General features: G+C 65.7%; 20 protein-coding genes. 18 read left to right on the top strand and 2 right to left on the bottom strand.

Annotated elements, in window-relative coordinates; translation table 11 throughout:
• Window positions 1-26: 26 nt before the first annotated feature.
• On the top strand, window positions 27-2,087 hold the full coding sequence (locus O3684_RS01665) for an N-acetylmuramoyl-L-alanine amidase (RefSeq protein WP_500064621.1): 2,061 nt from the start codon (window positions 27-29) through the stop codon (window positions 2,085-2,087).
• A 211-nt stretch (window positions 2,088-2,298) separates the two neighbouring features.
• Window positions 2,299-3,042 (top strand): hypothetical protein, encoded by a 744-nt coding sequence (locus tag O3684_RS01660; protein WP_500064620.1) that lies wholly within the window; start codon window positions 2,299-2,301, stop codon window positions 3,040-3,042.
• 393 nt (window positions 3,043-3,435) lie between these two features.
• Here O3684_RS01660 and O3684_RS01655 read toward each other — a convergent pair whose 3' ends face one another.
• Window positions 3,436-4,863: a sugar nucleotide-binding protein gene (locus O3684_RS01655; protein ID WP_500064618.1), complete on the bottom strand. Its 1,428-nt coding sequence runs from the start codon at window positions 4,861-4,863 to the stop codon at window positions 3,436-3,438.
• Between the two features lie 195 nt (window positions 4,864-5,058).
• Between O3684_RS01655 and rfbA the strand changes: the two genes are divergently transcribed.
• From rfbA to O3684_RS01640, 3 genes are read left to right on the top strand one after another with little or no spacing between them, the layout of a single operon-like run.
• Window positions 5,059-5,931 (top strand): glucose-1-phosphate thymidylyltransferase RfbA, encoded by an 873-nt coding sequence (rfbA, locus tag O3684_RS01650; RefSeq protein WP_500063062.1) that lies wholly within the window; start codon window positions 5,059-5,061, stop codon window positions 5,929-5,931.
• Window positions 5,932-6,687: a glycosyltransferase family 2 protein gene (locus tag O3684_RS01645; protein ID WP_500064616.1), complete on the top strand. Its 756-nt coding sequence runs from the start codon at window positions 5,932-5,934 to the stop codon at window positions 6,685-6,687.
• Window positions 6,684-7,076 carry a DUF2304 domain-containing protein gene (locus tag O3684_RS01640; RefSeq protein WP_500064614.1) on the top strand — a complete coding sequence of 131 codons (393 nt, stop codon included), beginning with the start codon at window positions 6,684-6,686 and terminating at the stop codon, window positions 7,074-7,076. The genes O3684_RS01645 and O3684_RS01640 overlap by 4 nt, the downstream gene beginning before the upstream one ends.
• A gap of 117 nt (window positions 7,077-7,193) precedes the next feature.
• Here O3684_RS01640 and O3684_RS01635 read toward each other — a convergent pair whose 3' ends face one another.
• Window positions 7,194-8,375 (bottom strand): phosphotransferase, encoded by a 1,182-nt coding sequence (locus tag O3684_RS01635; RefSeq protein WP_500064612.1) that lies wholly within the window; start codon window positions 8,373-8,375, stop codon window positions 7,194-7,196.
• Window positions 8,376-8,519: 144 nt separating this feature from the next.
• Between O3684_RS01635 and O3684_RS01630 the strand changes: the two genes are divergently transcribed.
• From O3684_RS01630 to smpB, 13 genes are all read left to right on the top strand, one after another.
• On the top strand, window positions 8,520-9,734 hold the full coding sequence (locus O3684_RS01630) for a TadA family conjugal transfer-associated ATPase (protein ID WP_500064611.1): 1,215 nt from the start codon (window positions 8,520-8,522) through the stop codon (window positions 9,732-9,734).
• A gap of 41 nt (window positions 9,735-9,775) precedes the next feature.
• Window positions 9,776-10,597: a type II secretion system F family protein gene (locus tag O3684_RS01625; RefSeq protein ID WP_500064610.1), complete on the top strand. Its 822-nt coding sequence runs from the start codon at window positions 9,776-9,778 to the stop codon at window positions 10,595-10,597.
• Window positions 10,594-11,490, top strand: coding sequence for a type II secretion system F family protein (locus tag O3684_RS01620; RefSeq protein WP_500064608.1), 897 nt, complete (start codon window positions 10,594-10,596; stop codon window positions 11,488-11,490). The genes O3684_RS01625 and O3684_RS01620 overlap by 4 nt, the downstream gene beginning before the upstream one ends.
• Before the next feature lie 17 nt (window positions 11,491-11,507).
• Complete coding sequence (locus O3684_RS01615; protein ID WP_500064606.1) at window positions 11,508-11,678, top strand: hypothetical protein; 171 nt, start codon at window positions 11,508-11,510, stop codon at window positions 11,676-11,678.
• A 28-nt stretch (window positions 11,679-11,706) separates the two neighbouring features.
• Window positions 11,707-12,051, top strand: coding sequence for an ABC transporter (locus O3684_RS01610; protein ID WP_500064605.1), 345 nt, complete (start codon window positions 11,707-11,709; stop codon window positions 12,049-12,051).
• Window positions 12,048-12,446: a 1-hydroxy-2-methyl-2-(E)-butenyl 4-diphosphate synthase gene (locus O3684_RS01605; protein ID WP_500064603.1), complete on the top strand. Its 399-nt coding sequence runs from the start codon at window positions 12,048-12,050 to the stop codon at window positions 12,444-12,446. The genes O3684_RS01610 and O3684_RS01605 overlap by 4 nt, the downstream gene beginning before the upstream one ends.
• Window positions 12,439-12,879, top strand: coding sequence for a hypothetical protein (locus O3684_RS01600; protein WP_500064602.1), 441 nt, complete (start codon window positions 12,439-12,441; stop codon window positions 12,877-12,879). The genes O3684_RS01605 and O3684_RS01600 overlap by 8 nt, the downstream gene beginning before the upstream one ends.
• 72 nt (window positions 12,880-12,951) lie before the next feature.
• Window positions 12,952-14,313, top strand: coding sequence for an NADP-specific glutamate dehydrogenase (gdhA, locus tag O3684_RS01595; RefSeq protein ID WP_500064601.1), 1,362 nt, complete (start codon window positions 12,952-12,954; stop codon window positions 14,311-14,313).
• 136 nt (window positions 14,314-14,449) lie between these two features.
• Window positions 14,450-15,571, top strand: coding sequence for a peptide chain release factor 2 (prfB, locus tag O3684_RS01590; protein ID WP_500064600.1), 1,122 nt, complete (start codon window positions 14,450-14,452; stop codon window positions 15,569-15,571).
• Between the two features lie 191 nt (window positions 15,572-15,762).
• Window positions 15,763-16,452 (top strand): cell division ATP-binding protein FtsE, encoded by a 690-nt coding sequence (ftsE, locus tag O3684_RS01585; RefSeq protein WP_500064599.1) that lies wholly within the window; start codon window positions 15,763-15,765, stop codon window positions 16,450-16,452.
• Window positions 16,453-16,457: 5 nt separating this feature from the next.
• Entirely contained in the window at window positions 16,458-17,372 is a 915-nt protein-coding gene (gene ftsX / locus O3684_RS01580; RefSeq protein WP_500064598.1) for a permease-like cell division protein FtsX, read from the top strand.
• 5 nt (window positions 17,373-17,377) lie between these two features.
• Window positions 17,378-18,652, top strand: coding sequence for a peptidoglycan DD-metalloendopeptidase family protein (locus O3684_RS01575; protein ID WP_500064596.1), 1,275 nt, complete (start codon window positions 17,378-17,380; stop codon window positions 18,650-18,652).
• 85 nt (window positions 18,653-18,737) lie between these two features.
• Window positions 18,738-19,265 carry an SsrA-binding protein SmpB gene (gene smpB / locus O3684_RS01570; protein WP_500064594.1) on the top strand — a complete coding sequence of 176 codons (528 nt, stop codon included), beginning with the start codon at window positions 18,738-18,740 and terminating at the stop codon, window positions 19,263-19,265.
• Window positions 19,266-19,272 lie beyond the last annotated feature (7 nt).

Here is a 19,272-nt window from a genome sequence, read left to right as displayed (position 1 = left end):
TCACATCAGCAACTCGAAGGATTACTATGCGCTCCTCGTGGAGGACCATCGTCGCCGGGCTCGCCCTGGCCCTCGGTGCCGCCGTATCGGCCTTGGTGCCACCGGCGCACGCAGCTGGCATCACGATCGCCATCGACCCCGGTCACGGTGGCTCGGACACCGGTGCGGTCGCCAACGGCCTGCGTGAAAAGGACCTGACCCTCGCGGTTTCCCTGGCCCTGAAGGAAGAACTGGAAAGCTACGACGGCGTGCGCGTCGTCATGACCCGCACGACGGACACCCGTCCCTCGGAAAACACCAGCGCCGACCTGTCGAGCCGCGTCGACATGGCCGCTGCTGCGGATGCAGATGCCCTCGTCTCCATCCACTTCAACTCGGCCTCGCCCATCGCGAACGGCGCCGAGATCTGGTACCCGAACTCCTCCTCGTACAACTACGGCACCCACACGCAGGGACGCGCCCTGTCCAACGCCATCCAGAAGCAGCTCACCGGCCTCGGGCTGGCCGACCGCGGCATCAAGACGCGCGACAACCCCTACTACGACTACCCGGACGGCTCCACCGGCGACTACTACGCGATCATCCGTCAGTCTCGCGAAGAGAACATGACCGGCATCATCGTCGAGCACGCCTTCGTGACCTCCCCGTCCGACGCTGCACTCCTGCGCGACGCGAACTTCGTGCGCTCACTCGGCATCGCTGATGCCACCGGCATCGCCCAGGCGTACGGCCTGAGCAAGGGCACCTGGCGCGCAGATGGCAACTCCTGGAGCTTCATCTCCAACGGCACCGCCAAGACCGGCTGGTTCTCCACCGGCGGCCGCTGGTACTGGGCGGGCGCCGACAAGCGGACGATCCGCGGCTGGTCCACGATCAACGGACGCCGCTACTTCTTCGATGACTCCACCGCCATGGTGACGGGGTGGAAGCAGGAAGACGGCAAGTGGTACTACCTGCGTCCCGAGGGTGACATGGCGACGGGCTGGGTGAAGGACGGCGGCTCCTGGTACTTCCTCGGCTCCGACGGTGTCATGGCCACTGGCTGGCTCAAGGACGGTGACAACTGGTACTGGCTGCGTGCCAACGGCGCGGCAGCTATCGGTTGGGCCAATGTTGGCGGCGCCTGGTATCTCTTCGAAGACGACGCGCGCATGCTCACCGGCTGGCAGCTGACTGAGGATGATAAGCGCTGGTACTACATGCGGCCCAACGGTCAGATGGTCACCGGTTGGCTCCTCGACGGCGGCACGTGGTACTACCTGGACGGGGACGGTGCCATGGTGACCGGCTGGGTCAAGGTTGGTGGCACCTGGTATCACATGCAGTCCTCCGGCGCGATGAGCACCGGTTGGCTCCTCGACGGTGCCTGGTACTGGCTGGACCCGAGCTCAGGTGCCATGGCGACCGGTACGGTCACCGTTGAAGGCCGCGCATCCAACTTCGCGTCCTCCGGCGCGTGGCTGGGCTACGCGGACGGTAGCGGTGCTCCTGCGGCCTCCCGCAGCGCCTCGCGCAGCGCCTCCGTGACGAACGCTGCGGGTCAGCGCCTCATCATGAGTGCACCCACCGCCTCGCGCTCTGAGGTTATTGACGCGATGGAAGACGCCTGGGATCAGGCCGGGTACAGCTACCCGAGCGCGCTGGCCGCCGGCGGTGCGCCGACGATCCGTGATTTCGCGTCCATCGTCTACGACGAGGCCGTGGCCGAGGGTGTGTCCCCCGAGCTGGTCTTCGTGCAGGCCATGAAGGAAACGGGCTGGCTGCGCTTCGGCGGCGACGTGAGCGTCAGTCAGTACAACTTCTCCGGTATCGGTGCCGTCGGTGGCGGCGCGAAGGGTGCATCCTTCCCGGACGTGCGCACCGGCATCCGCGCCCAGGTCCAGCACCTGCGCGCCTACGCGGACTCCTCGGTGACCACGGCGTCGCTCGCGAACGCGGTCGTCGACCCGCGCTTCACCTACGTGCGCAAGGGTGCGGCACCCGTCGTCGAGCACCTGGGCATCCAGGAGAACCCGAGCCATACCGGTTGGGCCGCAGCCAAGAACTACGGCTACGACCTGGTGTCTATGATGAAGGCCTACTTCTGAGAGTTGTTCCGTGACGAGGCCGGGGCCAGCCGCGCGTGTGAGTGCGGCTGGCCCCGGCCTCGTTATCCTCCGGTTCTGGTCCTGGTCGCGCGGGCTGCACATCGCTTCTGTCAAATTGTGGTGGGTAGCCTTGTTTGAGCAAAATGTCAGGCAATCTGCCCTATGATGAGGGCGAGATAGACAGTGTGTGTCTATCGACAAGGAGAGTGCAATGTCCAAAGAAACCTGGTTGTACATCTATGAGGGTGCGCCTCGCAGCGACGAGGAGGAGCGCAGGAGCATCTACATCGGGATCGGTGAGAGCATGGGGCGTGTGTTCGAACCCCATAATCCCGACGCCGAGCGTCTTCGCGACACGGAGGGGACACTCATTCGCCAGACCGTCGAGCCGTTTTCGAGCCGTGAGGATGCGCTCAGGGCCGAGGCTGTCGCCATCCATGTCGCCTCTCTCATGGGGCTGGACCCGATCTATGCCGCTAAGGATGAGGACGAGCTGTTCGAGAAGAGCGACAAGCCGGTTACGAACATTGCGGGGACGAAGACGAGCAAACACCTGGGGCCGGCCATTTTCATGCGTGACGGAGAGGTCGCTCAGAGTGACATGAGGGGGACGATCATCGTGCCGATCTCTGCGGACTCTCTCGAAGGGCGCGTCTCTGCGTTTGGCGGCAACACCGGCGAGGTGTTTATCGAACGTGCAGCACAGTATTGGAACGTCGCCCCTGACAAGCGTCCCAAGATTAGGAAGCTGGTCGCTGTGCTAACAAAGGCTCATGTCATCCTCGGGTCCTGGGAAGTGGATCCCAACCTTGAATGGGAACTCGCCGATCCGGATAGTACTTGCATCCGGATTCCTGTTCCTCACCCCGAGAACGATAATGTCGATGATTTCAAGGGCAAGCGCTATGTGGGGACTCTCCAGCCACGAGGGGTCTATTCCCCGGATGTCTCCTAGCTGATCCTCGTGACGAGATGGCTGCAAAGGGCACCGCTCATCATTGATCGGTGTTGTGCCATCGTGAAGGGTGTGTGTTCTCAGCGATTCACTCGCCGATGGCTCATGCGCGGATAGGTTGTGCGCATCCGGATAGGTTATGCGCTTCTGGATAGCTTATTAAGCTATCCGGATATTCGTATCCTATTCGGATACGCCGCCCCCCATTCGTAACCGCCGCCCCCCCATTCGTAACCGCCGCCCCCCCATTCGCAACCGTCGCCCCTAGGGCATGTGCGGGCAGCCCCGGCTACGCGGGCAGTCCCCGTAGCCCCACGCGCACGCAGTGAACGCGGACATAGCAACGGCCCCGGGCGCTTCTGGAAAGCGCCCGGGGCCTCGCCGCTACAGAAATCAGCCGCGCAGGGAAGCGACGTAGGAGTCGATGTGCTGCGAGGAATCCTCTGGGGTGAAGCCAGTGGCCTTGATCTTCGTCAGATCCAGGACGGAGGACAGGGGGCGCGGTGCCACCTCGCGACCAGCGAAGTACTCTTCCGTGGTCACGGGCGTGACGTCTTCCGGATCGCGGCCGCACAGCTCGAACACGCGCTTGGCGACCTGCGCCCAGCTCATGACCGGGCCCTCACCCGACAGGTTGTAAGTGCCAAACTCGGCGCCGGTGGTCAGCAGGTGAATGATGCCGCGCGCCAGGTCGGACGTGAAGGTCAGGCGCCCCACCTGGTCGGACACGACCGAGGGGGACGTGCCCTGATCCGCTAGGGACGCCATGGTCTTCAGGAAGTTCTTACCGTCGCCCACGACCCAGGAGGTGCGCACGATGTAGTGCTTGGGGGTCGAGGCCACAGCGGCGTCGCCGCCCGCCTTCGACTGGCCATACGCGCCCAGGGGAGAGGGGGCCTCGTCCTCAAGGTGCACGTCCTGCGTGCCGTCGAAAACGTACTCCGTCGAAATGTGAACCATCGTCACGCCGTGAGCCGTCGCCTCGCGTGCGAGGACTGCTGGGCCGGTCGAGTTCGCCTGCCAGGTTGCGCGGCGTCCCTCGGGCGTCTCGGCGCCGTCCACGTTCGTCCACGCGGCGGCGTTGATGACCACGTCAATGTCGTCCCACGGCAGCGCGGACACCTGCTCTGCGTCGGAAATCGACACCTCGGGCAAGTCCACACCCGTGACCGTGAAACCCGCCTCGGGTAGGGCGCGCATGAGCTCGCGGCCCAGCTGTCCGTTCGCGCCCGTCACGAGGGCGCGGCGACCCACCGGGGCAGGAGCCGGGAAGGGGGTCACGTCCGCCATGCGCGGGTGGGCCTTGTCCTTGTCCGACAGAATGGCGCGCTCGAGCGGGATCGGCCAATCCACGGCAGCCGTCTCGTCAGCGAGGTTCAGGAAGGTGTAGCGCGCGTCCGGCGACCAGTGATCGTTCACCAGGTACGTGTACGCCGTGTTCGGCTCCAGGGTCTGGTAGGAGTTACCCACGCCCTTAGGCACGAAGACGGCGACACCCGGATCGATGATCGTCGTGTAGACCGTGCCGAACGAGGGGCCTTCGCGCAGGTCCACCCATGCGCCGAAAACGCGGCCCGTCGCGACCGACACGAACTTATCCCACGGCTCCGCGTGAATGCCGCGGGTTACTCCAACCTCGTCGTTGAACGAGATGTTGTTCTGCACGGGGCCGAAATCCGGCAGACCCAGCGCGACCATCTTTTCGCGCTGCCAGTTCTCCTTGAACCAGCCTCGATTATCGCCGTGAACAGTCAGGTCAATGCGCAAAAAGCCGGGGATCGGCGTGGTCGTAATCCCCAGGGGCTTAGTGGTGGGCGCCATGGTTCTTCCTTACGTGCGAGGTTTCTGTGCGGACGCAACATTCCGTGTAAATACTATCCGATCTGTACCCTCGTGGCGGTGTGCGCCGCCCCATGGGCGCGCGTAGGGATAAAGTTGTGGAAAAATACTCGTTGATAGGGATAATTGTCAACGACGCGCGACCCACACGAGGACGCGCCGGGAAGCGGAGGCAACATGAAAGGCATCATCCTGGCGGGCGGCTCGGGCACCCGTCTCAACCCGATTACGCTGGGGACATCGAAGCAGCTCGTCCCCGTCTACGACAAGCCGATGATCTACTACCCGCTGTCGACCCTGATGCTGGCGGGAATTTCTGACGTCCTTGTCATCACGACGCCTCACGACGCGCCGTCCTTCCACCGCCTTCTCGGTGACGGTAGCCAGCTCGGCGTCAACATCTCCTACGCGGTTCAGCACGAGCCCAACGGCCTCGCGCAGGCTTTCGTGCTCGGTGCCGATCACGTGGGCAATGACAGCGCCGCCCTGGTCCTGGGCGACAACATCTTCTACGGCCCCGGCATGGGCGCGCAGCTGCGCCGCCACGTCGACCCCGACGGCGGTGCGGTCTTCGCCTACCACGTGTCCAACCCGCGTGCGTACGGCGTCGTGGAATTCGACGAGGAGTTCAACGCTCTGTCCATCGAGGAGAAGCCCGAGAACCCCAAGTCGAACTACGCGGTGCCCGGCCTGTACTTCTACGACAACGACGTGGTCGAGATCGCCCGTAACCTCAAGCCGAGTGCGCGTGGCGAGTACGAGATTACCGACGTGAACCGCTCCTACCTCGAAGCCGGGAAGCTCAAGGTCGAGGTCCTGCCGCGCGGCACCGCGTGGCTCGACACGGGCACATTCGATTCCCTCGCCGACGCCACTGCGTTCGTGCGTACGGTCGAAGCCCGCCAGGGCATGAAGATCGGCGCCCCCGAAGAGGTCGCGTGGCGTATGGGCTTCATTGACGACGAGGGTCTGCGCCAGCGTGCCGAACCTCTGGTCAAGTCCGGTTACGGTGCGTACCTGCTCGAGCTGCTTGAGCGCGAGGGCTGCTGAGTGAGCCGTCCCAGTGCTCGATCCCGCCTGCTCATCGTTATTCCCGCGTGGAACGAGGAGGAGGTGCTCGGTGATGTCCTCGAAATGGTGAAGGTTGAGAAGCCTTCCTTCGCGGATATTCTCGTGGTCTCCGACGGGTCGACGGATGCGACTGCCGATATTGCGCGCGCTGCGGGCGTCGCCGTCCTTGACCTGCCCCTCAACCTGGGTGTCGGTGGTGCCATGCGCGCCGGTTTCCAGTACGCCCAGCGCATGGGGTACGAGTACGCGTGCCAGCTCGACGCGGACGGACAGCATGATCCGCGCGAGATCGACACGCTCGTCGAGACGGCTTCGCGCGAGCATGCGGACGTCGTGATCGGTTCCCGTTTCGCGGGTAAGGGCGACTATCGTGCGCGGGGTCCTCGTAAGTGGGCGATGAACCTCTTCTCGTTGATCCTCTCGCGCGTGTGCAAGACCCACCTGAGCGATACGACCAGCGGGTTTAAGCTCTACGGTCCTCGGGCTCTGTCGCTGTTCGCGCATAACTATCCTGCCGAGTACCTGGGTGACACGATTGGGGCGCTCGTGATTGCGGCGCGCTCACACTTGGTCGTGCGCGAGGTTGGCGTGCAGATGCATCCTCGGGCCGGTGGGGAGCCCTCCCACAATCCGATCAAATCGGCGCTCTTCCTGGTGCGCGCGACGATGGCCCTCGCGGTCTCTCTGTCGCGCCCCGGCGAGAAGGTCGCGCCGGCACAGGGAGATAACGCATGACACCCACCTATGTGCTTGGACTGGTGTTCGCGATCATCATCCTCGTGATGGTGTTCGTCAAGATGCGTAACTCGGGCCTGAAGGAGCGCTACGGTCTGTGGTGGTATTGCATCGCCTTCTTCACGGCGCTGCTTTCCATTTTCCCGCAGATCCTGAAGTGGACGGCGATGCAGCTGGGCGTCGTAGTTCCGCTGAATTTGGGCTACTTTGTGGCCGGCGTGGTGTTGCTGCTGCTGTCGCTGCGTTTTTCGGTGGACTTGTCGCGTTCGGATGAGGATCGTCGCCGCCTCACGGAGGAGGCCGCGATCCTGCGCCTCCAGGTGGAGGATCTACAGCGCCGTGTCGATGCTCTCGAGGCATCGCGGCAGGGGGATGATCGCTCCGACTGAGGCGCTCGCCTTCAAGGCAATCAACGAGGCCGGGGCCGTCAGGTGGAAACCTGGCGGGCCCCGGTTTGTTGCGTGGGAGCGCCCCTGGGCGGGTGGTCCGCGGGCGGCGCGGCGCGGTTAGCGCAAAAGCGTGCCGTCGGGGCCGAGGCTGAGGCGTTCGGTGGGGGCTGCGGGGTCGACTTCGCCTTGTGCGAGCTTGCGCCTGAGTGCGGAGGCTGGGCGCGAGACGGGGACGGTGGGTTCGCCGGAGGTGTCCTCGTCGGTGTCGTCCGCCGCGCTCGGCGTAGGTTTCGAGGCTTCGATCGGCGAGGCGGAGGGGGACTCGACGGGGGTTAGGGAGATGCGGGCCCCCATTGCGGATGCATGCGAGGGGAGGAGGGGCTCGCCGTCGAGGTCTTTGGCGAGGTCGTCGAGCATGGCGCGTGCTTCGTCGATGACGGAGGAGTCTTCGGCGTGGAGGCCGTGGACGAGCCAGCGGACGAGGGCGATCTCGCTCATGAGCTGTGCGCGTGTAAAGACGTGCAGGTCGGTGGCGCGGCGCTCGTGGCCGTAGGTTTCGCGGAAGCGTTCGAGGAATGCATCGGATGCGGTGGCCTGGATCCATGCGATGTCGAGGGCGGGGTCGCCCACGTGCGCGCTGGTCCAGCCGCTGATGGCCAGGAGTGAACCGCGTTTGACGGACAGGCAGTGTTCTTGGATGTCGCCGTGGACGGGGGCGGCGGGGAATCGCCAGAGGGAGACGTCTTCGAGGGCGGCTTCCCAGCGGCTCCACAGGGCGGCGGGAATGGTGACCTCGCTGGCGGCCTCGTCGAGGAGTGCGAGGTTGCGGTCGCGGCATTCGATGGCCGTGTAGGTGGGCAGTCCGATCGCGGAAAACACGGTCTCGGGGAGGTTGTGGAGGGCTGCGAGGGCGCGTCCGAGAGAGGCGGGCAGGAGCGGGTCCGTGTCGAGGTCCTCGTCGGTGGGGACGGCGCCGCCCGGATCGCGGTGGACGTAGACGCTTCCGCCATGTGCAAGCTTGGCTTGCCCGGCCAGTCGGGGCACGTCGAAGGGGATGTAGTCGTGGTCGTGTGCCTGCCCGAGGCGGTCGAGGATTCCGGAGGTCGCTTCGAGGGCGGGGCCGGAGACCTCCTCGTGGGGGCAGGTGACGATCCAGCGGTTGCCTGCGGCGTCTTCGATGCCGGTCACGGTAGAGAGCTCGTCGCTGTAGGAGGGCGGGCGCAGGGCGGTGACGCGCATACCGGGGACGGCGGCGGTGGCCAGGGCTGCCAGTTCGAGGGGGCTCTTCGGGGAGGTCATTGACTTAACGTATCGCGTGCGAGTGCGCGCGAGTGCTTCCCCGCGCGGAGTCGGGGGAGATTGGGTGGGTGTGGGTTTGCTCCTTTCCGAAAAACTCTGTTACTTTCGACACATTGGCTTGGTCTGTAGCAAGGAGGCGCAGCGATGGAAGCCATGACGCGTTCTCTCGCGGCGCGTGTCCGAGAGGGATTGGCTGCGGGCGGCATTGACGCGGCTCGCGATCCTGCGGCGGTGCGCGCGCTCATCGAGCGTGCCATCGATCGGCATGCACCCGACCTGTTGCCCGCTGCGCGCGCGCAGATCGAGGCAGACCTCATGGACGACATCTGCGGCCTAGGGCCGCTCCAGGCGCTCATGGACGATCCGTCGGTGGAGGAAATATGGATTAACGCCGCCTCGCGCGTGTTTGTCGCGCGCGGCGGTGTGGCTGAGTTGACCAGCCTCATTCTCACGGACGAGGATGTGCGGGCCCTCGTGGAGAGGATGCTGCACCACTCGGGACGCAGACTCGACCTATCGAGCCCCTTCGTGGACGCGATGCTCGAGGGCGGGGAGCGCCTCCACGTCGTCATCCCGCCGGTGACGGGCTCGTCGTGGAGCGTGAACATCCGCAAACACATCCAGCGGGCGCGCACCCTGGAGGACCTGGTCGCGGTGGAGATGGTCGCTGCCCCGATGCGCGACTTCCTCTCGGCCGCCGTCAGCTGCGGCCTGTCCGTGCTCGTCTCGGGAGGGACTCAGGCGGGCAAGACGACGCTGCTGCGCGCCCTCGCGGGGGAGCTACCGCGTTCGCGCCGCGTCATATCCTGCGAGGAGGTCTTCGAGCTGGGTCTGGCTAACTGGGACCATGTCGCGATGCAGACGCGTCCGGCGGGTGCGGAGGGCACGGGGGAGATCACCCTGCGTGACCTCGTGCGCGAGTCACTGCGTATGCGCCCCGAATATCTGATCGTCGGCGAGGTGCGAGGACCCGAGGCCCTCGATCTCCTCGTCGCCCTGAACGCCGGTGTTCCGGGTATGGCGACCGTGCACGCTAACTCGGCGCGTGAGGCCCTCGACAAGCTCTCGATCCTGCCTCTCCTCGCGGGAGAAAATGTCACGACGGGGTTCGTCACGCCGACCCTGGCCTCGTCGATTGACCTCGTGTGTCACGTTGAACGAGGAGCCGATGGGCACCGCCACATCGCCGAGATTCTCGCGGTTCCCGGGCGCGTTGAAGGTAATCGGATTGAAACTGCGTCGCTCTTTACGTACGACGGGATCCGCTGCGAACGAGGCAGCGGCGGACTGGATCTGCATGATCGCTTCGCCGCAGCCGGGTTCGACTTGGCCTCCCTGCTGGAGTGGGGGACGGCGTGATCGCCATCGTGTGTGGACTCGTATTCGGGATAGGGCTTGTGATGGCCCTCTCCCCGTGGTTCGTACCCGCGCCGGCGTGGAGGCCGTGGGGGCCGTGGAAGCGCGTGCGTGAGGACGTCGCGCGTGCACGTGTTCCGGGGCTGACGGCAGGGCGCCTCGTCATGCTGAGCGGTGTGATCGGGGCGGTCGTCGCGATGGTTGTCCTCGCTGTCACCGGCGCATGGCCGGTGGCCCTCATCGTGTCGCTCGGCGTGTCTTTCCTGCCGTACGCGTGGGTCGTCTCTCGGGTGCGCGCACACGCTCAAACCGTTCGTGCCGCATGGCCGGAGGTCATCGATGCGATGGTGTCCGGCGTGCGCGCGGGCACCTCGTTGCCCCAGGTGCTGTGCGATCTCGCCGAGGAGGGCCCCGTCCCCGTCCGCTTTGCCTTCGAGGCTTTCTCCCGCGACTACAGTGCTCACGGGCGTTTTGCTCCCGCGCTCGATCGGATGAAAGCAGAAGTCGCAGACCCCGTCGCCGACCGCATTATCGAGGCGCTGCGTATTGCGCGGTCCGTCGGTGGTGCTGATCTGACGCGCCTCCTGCAGGACCTGGCCGCTCTCCTGCGCGAGGACGCGCGCGTGCGTGGTGAACTCGAGGCCCGACAGTCCTGGACGGTTGGGGCGGCTCGTCTCGGGATCGCCGCTCCGTGGGTCGTCCTCCTGCTCCTATCCGGAGGAGGTGCCAGCGCCAGCGTCTGGAACTCCCCAGGCGGTATCGCTGTCCTGTGCGCGGGTGCCGGAATCTGCGTCATCGCCTACCTGGCGATGAAGGCAATGAGTCGGCTCAGCACCGATCCGCGCAACCTGGGAGGTGGATCGTGAGCCCCTGGACTTTCCGCATCCTCGACGTGGCAGTCAGCGCACTGCTCGTGGGAGGCCTCGCGCTGCTCGCGGCGGCCTGGTTCGCGCGCCGTCCCACTTTCGCGGCCCGAGTCGCGCAGGGCCGCGTCAGCGAGGAGGCCCCGTCACCGGTGAGTGCGTGGGCGCGGCGCCTCAGTGCAGCTGCCCTCGAATCCCTGGGATCGACCACGCAGTCAGTCGCACGCCGTCTCGCCCTGGCGGGCATGACGCCGGAGGTCTCCGTCTTTCGGCTACGCCAGGCGCTCGCCGGGATCGCCGGCCTCATCCTCGCCTGCCTCGCCCTCACGGTGCGCCCCGCCTCCTCGCTGCGCGCCTCAATCATCCCCCTGTGCGCGTGCGCTCTCGTCGGCACGCTGCTGGGGGTTGCCGGTATGGATCGTTACCTCACTGTGCGGGCCCACGCCAGGCAGCGCGCGATCGACGTCGCCGTTCCCGACTGCGCGGAGCTGCTTGCGCTCGCGGTCGCGGCGGGGGAGTCGATTCCTGCCGCGATCGAGCGGGTTGCGGGGTGCGCGGGTGGGCCGCTGGGGGCGGAGCTGTCCCTGACGGCTGGACACATCCGCAACGGCACGCCTTCCGTGCGTGCCCTCTCCGACCTCGTTGAACGCACCGAGTCGCCCGCTCTCACGCGCCTGAGCCGAACGCTCACGACCGCGATCGAGCGTGGTTCACCCTTGGCCTCGGTCCTGCATGATCAGGCGCGTGATCAACGCGAACGATCCCTCGCCGACCTCATGGAGGAGGGTGGACGCCGCGAGATCGCGATGCTGCTACCCGTCGTCTTTCTCATCTTGCCCGTCACCGTCATGTTCGCCCTCTACCCGGGGCTCATTGCCTTGGATTTCACCCCGTGAAGGAAGGAAATACTGTCATGAAGAAGCTATTTCTCAGGAAGATGCCCCTCGGGGAGCGCGGTGACGTGCCCGGATGGGTGCTCATCACGCTGATGACGGCTGCCCTCGTCGTTCTTATCTGGGGCGTCGCCTCGGAGCGTCTCGTGGAGATCTTTAACCGTGCGATGGACTCGATTTCAGGCATCTGACGCGCATCCCGAGCGAGGTTCCGAGGTCGTGTCCACGGTCCTCGTCCAGGGACTCGTCGTCCTGGTGATACTCCTGCTCGTCCAGATCGCCTTTGCCTCGCACGTGCGCACGATGAGCGTCAGCGCCGCGTCCGAGGGCGCGCGCCGCGGTGGTCTCCTCGGCGGCGACGAGGACGAGGCGCGGGTGCGCACGGGGGAACTCCTCGATTCTCTCGTGGGGTCCGCCGAGGACCGCGACATCGACGTCGCACGCGAGGATGATGGGGGAGTTGACGTTCTCGTGGTGACGGTGCGCACGCGCCTGCCGCTCGTCGGTGGCTTTGGGCCGCGTTGGCTCACCGTTCATGGCCGTGCCCTGGTGGAGGGGCCGTGAGTGAGCGCGGGGACGCCAGCGTGGAATTCCTGGGCATCCTGGTGGTCCTCGTCATCCCAGTCCTCTACATTGTTCTCGCGGTTGGGCAGGTGAGTGCCGGTGCGATGGCGGTGGATGCGGGGGCGCGCGAAGCCGCGCCGATTCTCGCCGAGGATCCCGCTCGCGAAGCCGACGCATCCCATGCCGTTGCGCTCATCGTTGAGGACTTTGGGATCGATGCTCAGGCGGACGTGGTCTCGAGCTGCGTGGGGTGCGAGGGGGATGGCGGCGTCGTCGACGTGCGTGTGTCCGTGCGTGTCCCCCTGCCGTATATGCCTGCATGGCTGGGAAGCGCCGGTGTGGGTGTGTCCTCGAGTGCGCGCGTTCCCATCCGGGAGGTGGTTGCCCATGGGTGATGAGGGGCGCGTCGGCGTTCTGATGGGTGCGGGTTGCGCATTCGTCTGTCTGTTTCTCTTCGTCTCCCTCGCTCTGACCGAGGTCGCGATGCAGGATCGCAGGCTTGTGTCGTGCGCCGATGCCCTGGCGAGCGTCGGGGGTGGTAACGCTTCGACTGGCGCGTTCTTCGTGGAAGGGGACGCGCTCGAAGTCGACGAGGCCGGGGTGCGTTCTCGGGTCGAGGAGGGCCTGGCGGCGCTATCGGATACCACATGCAAGGTGGGCGATGGGGTGACTCTGAGCGCGGTGAATGTCAGCGCTACCGAGGTGGAGGTCGCAGTGAGTGCGCGGCCGACCGTGTCGTTGGTACCTCCAGTTCTGCGCGCAGTGGCGGTTCCCGAGCTGATGCGTACCTCAAGTGCGCGCCTTCGGCAGGTTCATGGGCCGCACTAAAGTGGCGTCCGCTACGGTCACATTGTGGGATGGCTCCAGAAGTGAGGGTAAATGAAACGTAAACTTTAAGCCATGAGCAGCTTTGATACATCTCGTCTTTCCCCCGCGCTGGCCTCCGTTTTCGAATCCGTCCAGCGCCGTGATCCCGCCCAGGCCGAGTTCCACCAGGCCGTCTACGAGGTCCTCCTGACCATCGCCCCGCTGGCCGAGCGCCACCCCGAGTACGCCGACCTGGCCATCATCGACCGCATCGTCGAGCCCGAGCGCCAGCTCCAGTTCCGCGTCCCGTGGGCCGACGATTCGGGCAACATCCACGTGAACCGCGGCTTCCGTGTCCAGTTCAACTCTGCGCTCGGCCCCTACAAGGGCGGCCTGCGCTTCCACCCCTCCGTGAACCTGTCCATCATCAAGTTCCTCGGTTTCGAGCAGATCTTCAAGAACGCCCTGACCGGCCTGCCCATGGGTGGCGGCAAGGGTGGCGCGGACTTCGACCCCAAGGGCAAGTCCGACGCCGAGGTCATGCGCTTCTGCCAGTCCTTCATGACTGAGCTCTCCCGCCACATCGGCCCCGACACCGACGTGCCCGCGGGCGACATCGGCGTGGGCGGCCGCGAGATCGGCTACATGTTCGGCCAGTACAAGCGCCTCAAGAACCGCTTCGACGCGGGCGTCCTGACCGGCAAGGGCCTGACCTGGGGCGGTTCGTTTGCGCGTACCGAGGCCACCGGCTACGGCCTCGTCTACTTCGCCGCCGAGATGCTCGCCGCGAAGGGCACCAGCTTCGACGGCAAGCGCGTCGTGGTGTCCGGCTCCGGTAACGTTGCGATCTACGCGACCGAGAAGGCCCAGCAGCTGGGCGCGACCGTCGTCGCCGTCTCCGACTCCTCCGGCTACGTCGTGGACGAGGCCGGCATCGACGTCGCCCTGCTCAAGGACGTCAAGGAGGTGCGTCGTGGACGCGTCTCCGACTACGCAGCCGAGCGCCCCGGTGCCGTCTTCGTGGCCGACGGCTCCATCTGGGACGTCCCCTGTGACGTTGCGCTGCCCTGCGCGACCCAGAACGAGCTGCCCCTGTCCGGCGTTCAGAGCCTCATCAAGAACGGCGTCCAGCTGGTGGCCGAGGGCGCGAACATGCCCACCACCCCCGAGGCGATCGAGGCTCTGCAGGCCGCGGGCGTCGCCTACGCCCCCGGCAAGGCCTCCAACGCGGGCGGCGTGGCCACCTCCGGCCTCGAGATGCAGCAGAACTCGGGCCGCACCCAGTGGGCCTTCGAGGAGACCGACGCCAAGCTCCACCAGATCATGGTCGACATCCACGCGAACACCGTTGCCACCGCCGAGGAATACGGTGTGGCTGGCGACTATGTGGCCGGCGCGAACCTGGCGGGCTTCCGCAAGGTGGCCGACGCGATGGTTGCGATGGGTCTCATCTGATCCGCTTCCTGTCGATGCCCCGGCGTCCTTGTGGCGTCGGGGCACCGTCGTCTCTGCGGCTGATCGGGGGAGTAAGCCCGGCCACCGTCGTGCCCTAGCGTTCCTCGTTGGCCGCCCGATCCGCTACCCTGGATGGGTGGCCATTGAATTTTCTGAAGAGATCCCGTCCCTGCGCACCACGATGGAGAACATCCTCGCGGTCGTGCAGCCGGACAAGCTGCGTGAGCAGATCGCCGAGCTGAATGAGAAGGCGGCCGCGCCCGACCTGTGGGACGACCCGAGCGCCGCCCAGGCCGTGACGAGCGCGCTCAGCCACCGCCAGAGCGAGCTCGACCGCGTCACGCAGATGAGCGAGCGCATCGACGACCTGGAGGCCATGGTGGACATGGCCGCCGAGGACCCGGACGAGAGCGCCGATATCCTCGCGGAGGCCGAAGCCGACCTGGAGAAGCTCCGCAAGGACCTGAGCGACCTCGAAATCCGCACGCTGCTGGACGGTGAGTACGACGAGCGCAACGCCGTCATTACGATCCGAAGCGGCGCGGGCGGCGTGGACGCCGCCGACTTCGCCGAGATCCTCCTGCGCATGTACCTGCGCTGGGCCGAGCGTCACGGCTACCCGACGAAGGTCATGGACACCTCCTACGCGGAAGAGGCGGGCCTGAAGTCGGCGACCTTCGAGGTCCAGGCCCCCTACGCCTACGGCACGCTGAGCGTCGAGGCCGGCACCCATCGCCTCGTGCGTATTAGCCCCTTCGATAACCAGGGTCGCCGCCAGACGTCCTTCGCGGCCGTCGAAGTCATTCCCCTCATCGAGACGACGGACCACATCGAGATCCCCGAGTCCGAGCTGAAGGTCGACGTCTTCCGTTCCTCGGGCCCCGGCGGCCAGTCCGTGAACACGACCGACTCGGCCGTGCGCATGACCCACATCCCCACGGGCATCGTCGTGTCCATGCAGGATGAGAAGTCCCAGATCCAAAACCGCGCGGCCGCCCTGCGAGTCCTGCAGTCCCGCCTCCTCGTTTTGCGCCACGAGGAAGAGCAGGCGAAGAAGAAGGAGCTCGCCGGCGACGTCAAGGCCTCGTGGGGCGACCAGATGCGCTCCTACGTCCTCCAGCCGTATCAGATGGTCAAGGACCTGCGCACCGAGTACGAGTCGGGCAACCCCCAGTCCGTCTTCGATGGCGACATTGATGGCTTCATCAACGCCGGTATCCGCTGGCGCAAGAACGAACAGAACGCCGCCCAGGACTGAGCCGCGCGGCAACGCATCACCCGGCCCCGGCCTCGTCGATTTATGCACGAGGCCGGGGCCGCGCGCGTGTCCAAGGCGTCCCGGGCGGAGGGCTGAGTGACACACCGGCGGTTTTCCGCGTGTCGCAGCAGGGGCGTGACCCGATCGTTACCTAATCTGACAGGGACTATTGACCCCGATCGGACGGTCCCATGATTCGTTTTGATGATGTCACCATGGTGTACACACCTGGTGCCCAGCCCGCGCTGGACCACGTCTCGCTGGAGGTGGAACGCGAAGAGTTCGTGTTCCTCGTTGGCAAGTCGGGTTCCGGCAAGTCCACGTTCCTGCAGCTCGTCATGCGCGAAATGAAGGCGACCAGCGGCAAGGTGTGGGTGCTCGGCAAGGACGTGTCCAAGCTGTCCACGTGGGCGGTCCCGAAGCTGCGCCGCCAGATCGGCACGGTCTTCCAGGACTTCCGACTGCTGCCTTCTAAGACCGTGTACGAGAACGTCGCGCTGGCCATGCAGGTCATCGGAAAGCCGCGTCACGCGATCGAAACCTTGGTCCCGGACGCGCTCGAGCTGGTGGGTCTGTCCGGCAAGGAGTCGCGTCTGCCGCACGAACTCTCCGGCGGCGAGGAGCAGCGCGTCGCTATCGCGCGTGCCATGGTGAATCGTCCCGAGCTGCTGCTCGCGGATGAGCCCACCGGCAACCTGGACCCGGAGACGTCGCTGGGCATCATGCGCCTCCTGGATCGAATCAACCGCACGGGCACGACCGTCGTCATGGCCACCCACGACGCGGATATCGTCAACCAGATGCGTAAGCGAGTTATTGAGCTTGAGGCCGGCGACGTCGTGCGCGATCAGAACCGCGGCGTCTACGGGGCCGGGAGGTAACACCAGTGAAGCTTCGTTTTATTCTGTCCGAGGTCGGCAAGGGCCTGTCGCGTAACCGCGCGATGAGCGTCGCCGTCATCCTCGTGACCTTCGTGTCCCTCCTCTTCGTGGGCATCGCGGGCCTGACCCAGATGCAGGTGTCCAAGATGAAGTCGGAGTGGTACGACAAGATCGAGGTCACGATCTACATGTGCGCGATCAACGACGCAGCCCCGAATTGCAACGCAACGGAGGCGAGTGATGCGCAGATCGACGCGGTGCGCCAAAAGCTGGCTTCCGCCGAGATGAGCCCGTACGTGGCGAACGTGTACGAGGAGACGAAGGAAGAGGCCTACGAGAACTTCAAGCGCCTCAACGGCAACGATGCGCTGACCCAGTGGACCACGCCGGACATGCTCCAGTTCGCTTTCCGCATCAAGCTGGTCAACCCCGAGCAGTACTCGGTGGTCAAGGAGGAGTTCTCCGGGACCCCTGGCGTGTCCGAGGTCCGCGACCAGCGTGAGGTCGTCGAGCCCCTGTTCCGCGTGCTGGGTGCCGCTCGCACGGCCGCCCTGGGCCTCGGCGCGATCATGGTTGTCGCCGCGATCCTGCTGATCTCGACGACGATCCGCCTGAGCGCGATGAGCCGCGAGCAGGAAACGCAGATCATGCGATACGTGGGTGCCTCGAACCTGTTCATTCAGGCTCCCTTCATGATTGAGGGCGCGTTGGCTGCGCTCGTGGGTGCCGTGTTCGCGATCGGTTCGCTGTTCGCCGGCGTTCACTTCATCGTCCAGGGCTGGATGGCCCCCTCCTTTAGGTGGACGAACTTTATCGGCATGGGCGAGGTGGCGATCATGACGCCGGTCCTCGTCCTGGCGGCGGTCGCGCTGGCGGTTATCGCCTCGGCGTTCTCGCTCGCGAAGTACACGAAGGCGTAAGTCTCATGTCCCGTTTCCTGCATCATCCGGGTTCTCGCGCGCTGCGCGTTGGCGCGCTTGCCCTGGCGGTTGCGTGCTTCGCGGCGATGAGTCAGGCGATGCCTGCTCGCGCCGACGACGAGCGCGACGCCGCCGCGAACGCAGCCGCCGAGGCCGAGGCAACGGTCAACGCCCTGCAGTCGCAGCTGGAGGGCATCGACGCGTCGCTGGCTCAGGTTTTCATCGACCTGCAGGCTCTCAACGGGCAGATTCCGGTGGCGCAGGCCGCCTACGAGTCCGCGACCGCGACCTACGACGCGAAGTCGCGCGAGCACGCGACGATCCTGGGCGAGCTGAATGCCGCCCAGGGCGAGCAGAACCGCATCGACCAGTCGCTGACTCAGGCCACCACACAGGCCGACGACGCTCAGCGCGCGATCGCCGATCTGGTGCGCCGTAAGTACCGCGAAGGCAACGTCGATCCGGTCGCCGTGGCCCTGACCGCGGGCGGTACGGAGTCGATCACCGACCGTGCGGCGGCCGCCGACATGGCGCTGCGCACGGAGAGCCAGACGATGACGGCCGCGCTGGATGTCTCCTCGTCCCAGCGCACGCAGGCCACTCGTCAGAACGCGATCACGGACCGTATCTCCGACCTGGAGGAGAAGGCCGCGCAGGCCGAGGCCGAGGCGGAGGCTGCGAAGAGCGAGGCTGACTCCAAGCTCACTGAGCTCAATAACCTGAAGACGCAGGCGCAGGCCAAGCAGGCCGAGTGGGATGCCCAGAAGGGCCAGGTTCAGGCCTCGCTCGACCAGGCCGAAGCGGACTATCAGGCGCGCAGCTCCGAGCTCGCGGCGATCGACGCGGCAAACATTGCGTCGGGGGCCTCCTACGTGTCGGCGTCGGGCTTCCGTAGCCCGCTCGACATTCCGATCGTCGTGACCAGCCCGTTTGGCATGCGCTACCACCCGGTCCTGGGCATCATGAAGGGCCACTCGGGCACCGACATGGCCGCCGACTGCGGCACGATCATTCGCGCTGTGGCCTCGGGCTACGTCAACGCGGTGTCCTCGGACTACTCGGCGGGTAACTACGTGGATATTAACCACGGCCTCGTCGGCGGTAACTCCGTCATCACCGAGTACCTGCACATGCAGGCCCAGTACGTGTCGCCGGGTCAGTACGTGAACGCGGGCGACGCGCTGGGTGAGGTTGGCTCGACCGGCTACGCGACCGGATGCCACCTGCATTTTGGTGTCATTCAGAACGGAAGCTACGTTGAACCGATGGATTATTTGTAATCCGCGTTAGGATGGACCCTCGTAGCGTTTTGCTACGGGGGTCTTTCCGCAAGTTGCGCGGAAAACGAGTCTGAAAGGAGGCAGCATGCCCAAGGATTGGAAGAAGCCCAAGCCCACGGAGGGGCAGCGCGCCAAGGCTGCCTCCGACGCGAAGAAGACGATCGCCCGCAACAAGAAGGTGCGCCACGACTACACGATTGAAGACACGTGGGAGGCCGGCCTGGCTCTCATGGGCACCGAGGTGAAGGCGCTGCGCATGGGCCGCGCTTCCCTCGTGGATGCATGGGTCGAGATCAACGGGGGAGAGGCGTGGCTCTACGGCGCGAACATTCCCCTGTACTCCCAGGGTTCGTGGACGAACCACGCGCCGACTCGCAAGCGCAAGCTGCTGCTGCACCGCGCGGAGATCGAGCGCATGCAGGACCGGGTGGCCGCGAAGGGCTACACGATCGTGCCGCTGGAGCTCTACTTCATCGGCGGCCGCGTCAAGGTCGAAATCGCCCTGGCCAAGGGCAAGCAGGAATGGGATAAGCGCCAGGCGCTGCGCGAAAAGCAGGACCAGCGCGAGGCCGAGCGCGCGATGCGCCGCTACGTCAAGCAGGCCCGCCGATAGGGGAAAG

This window comes from Pauljensenia sp. 20925_1_27 (assembly GCF_041432835.1).
Lineage (GTDB): Bacteria > Actinomycetota > Actinomycetes > Actinomycetales > Actinomycetaceae > Pauljensenia.
The sequence above is the reverse complement of the archived record's forward strand: the minus strand, read 5'-3'. Positions and strand labels throughout refer to the sequence as shown.

Bases quoted from the DNA above. Each gene is read 5' to 3' on its own strand.
- O3684_RS01615 (WP_500064606.1), top strand. From the start codon at position 11,508: ATGAAGAAGCTATTTCTCAGGAAGATGCCCCTCGGGGAGCGCGGTGAC.
- O3684_RS01660 (WP_500064620.1), top strand. From the start codon at position 2,299: ATGTCCAAAGAAACCTGGTTGTACATCTATGAGGGTGCGCCTCGCAGC.
- gdhA (WP_500064601.1), top strand. From the start codon at position 12,952: ATGAGCAGCTTTGATACATCTCGTCTTTCCCCCGCGCTGGCCTCCGTT.
- O3684_RS01635 (WP_500064612.1), bottom strand. From the start codon at position 8,375: ATGACCTCCCCGAAGAGCCCCCTCGAACTGGCAGCCCTGGCCACCGCC.
- rfbA (WP_500063062.1), top strand. From the start codon at position 5,059: ATGAAAGGCATCATCCTGGCGGGCGGCTCGGGCACCCGTCTCAACCCG.
- ftsE (WP_500064599.1), top strand. From the start codon at position 15,763: ATGATTCGTTTTGATGATGTCACCATGGTGTACACACCTGGTGCCCAG.
- O3684_RS01665 (WP_500064621.1), top strand. From the start codon at position 27: ATGCGCTCCTCGTGGAGGACCATCGTCGCCGGGCTCGCCCTGGCCCTC.
- O3684_RS01640 (WP_500064614.1), top strand. From the start codon at position 6,684: ATGACACCCACCTATGTGCTTGGACTGGTGTTCGCGATCATCATCCTC.
- O3684_RS01625 (WP_500064610.1), top strand. From the start codon at position 9,776: ATGGCCCTCTCCCCGTGGTTCGTACCCGCGCCGGCGTGGAGGCCGTGG.
- O3684_RS01655 (WP_500064618.1), bottom strand. From the start codon at position 4,863: ATGGCGCCCACCACTAAGCCCCTGGGGATTACGACCACGCCGATCCCC.
- O3684_RS01575 (WP_500064596.1), top strand. From the start codon at position 17,378: ATGTCCCGTTTCCTGCATCATCCGGGTTCTCGCGCGCTGCGCGTTGGC.
- smpB (WP_500064594.1), top strand. From the start codon at position 18,738: ATGCCCAAGGATTGGAAGAAGCCCAAGCCCACGGAGGGGCAGCGCGCC.
- O3684_RS01600 (WP_500064602.1), top strand. From the start codon at position 12,439: ATGGGTGATGAGGGGCGCGTCGGCGTTCTGATGGGTGCGGGTTGCGCA.
- O3684_RS01630 (WP_500064611.1), top strand. From the start codon at position 8,520: ATGGAAGCCATGACGCGTTCTCTCGCGGCGCGTGTCCGAGAGGGATTG.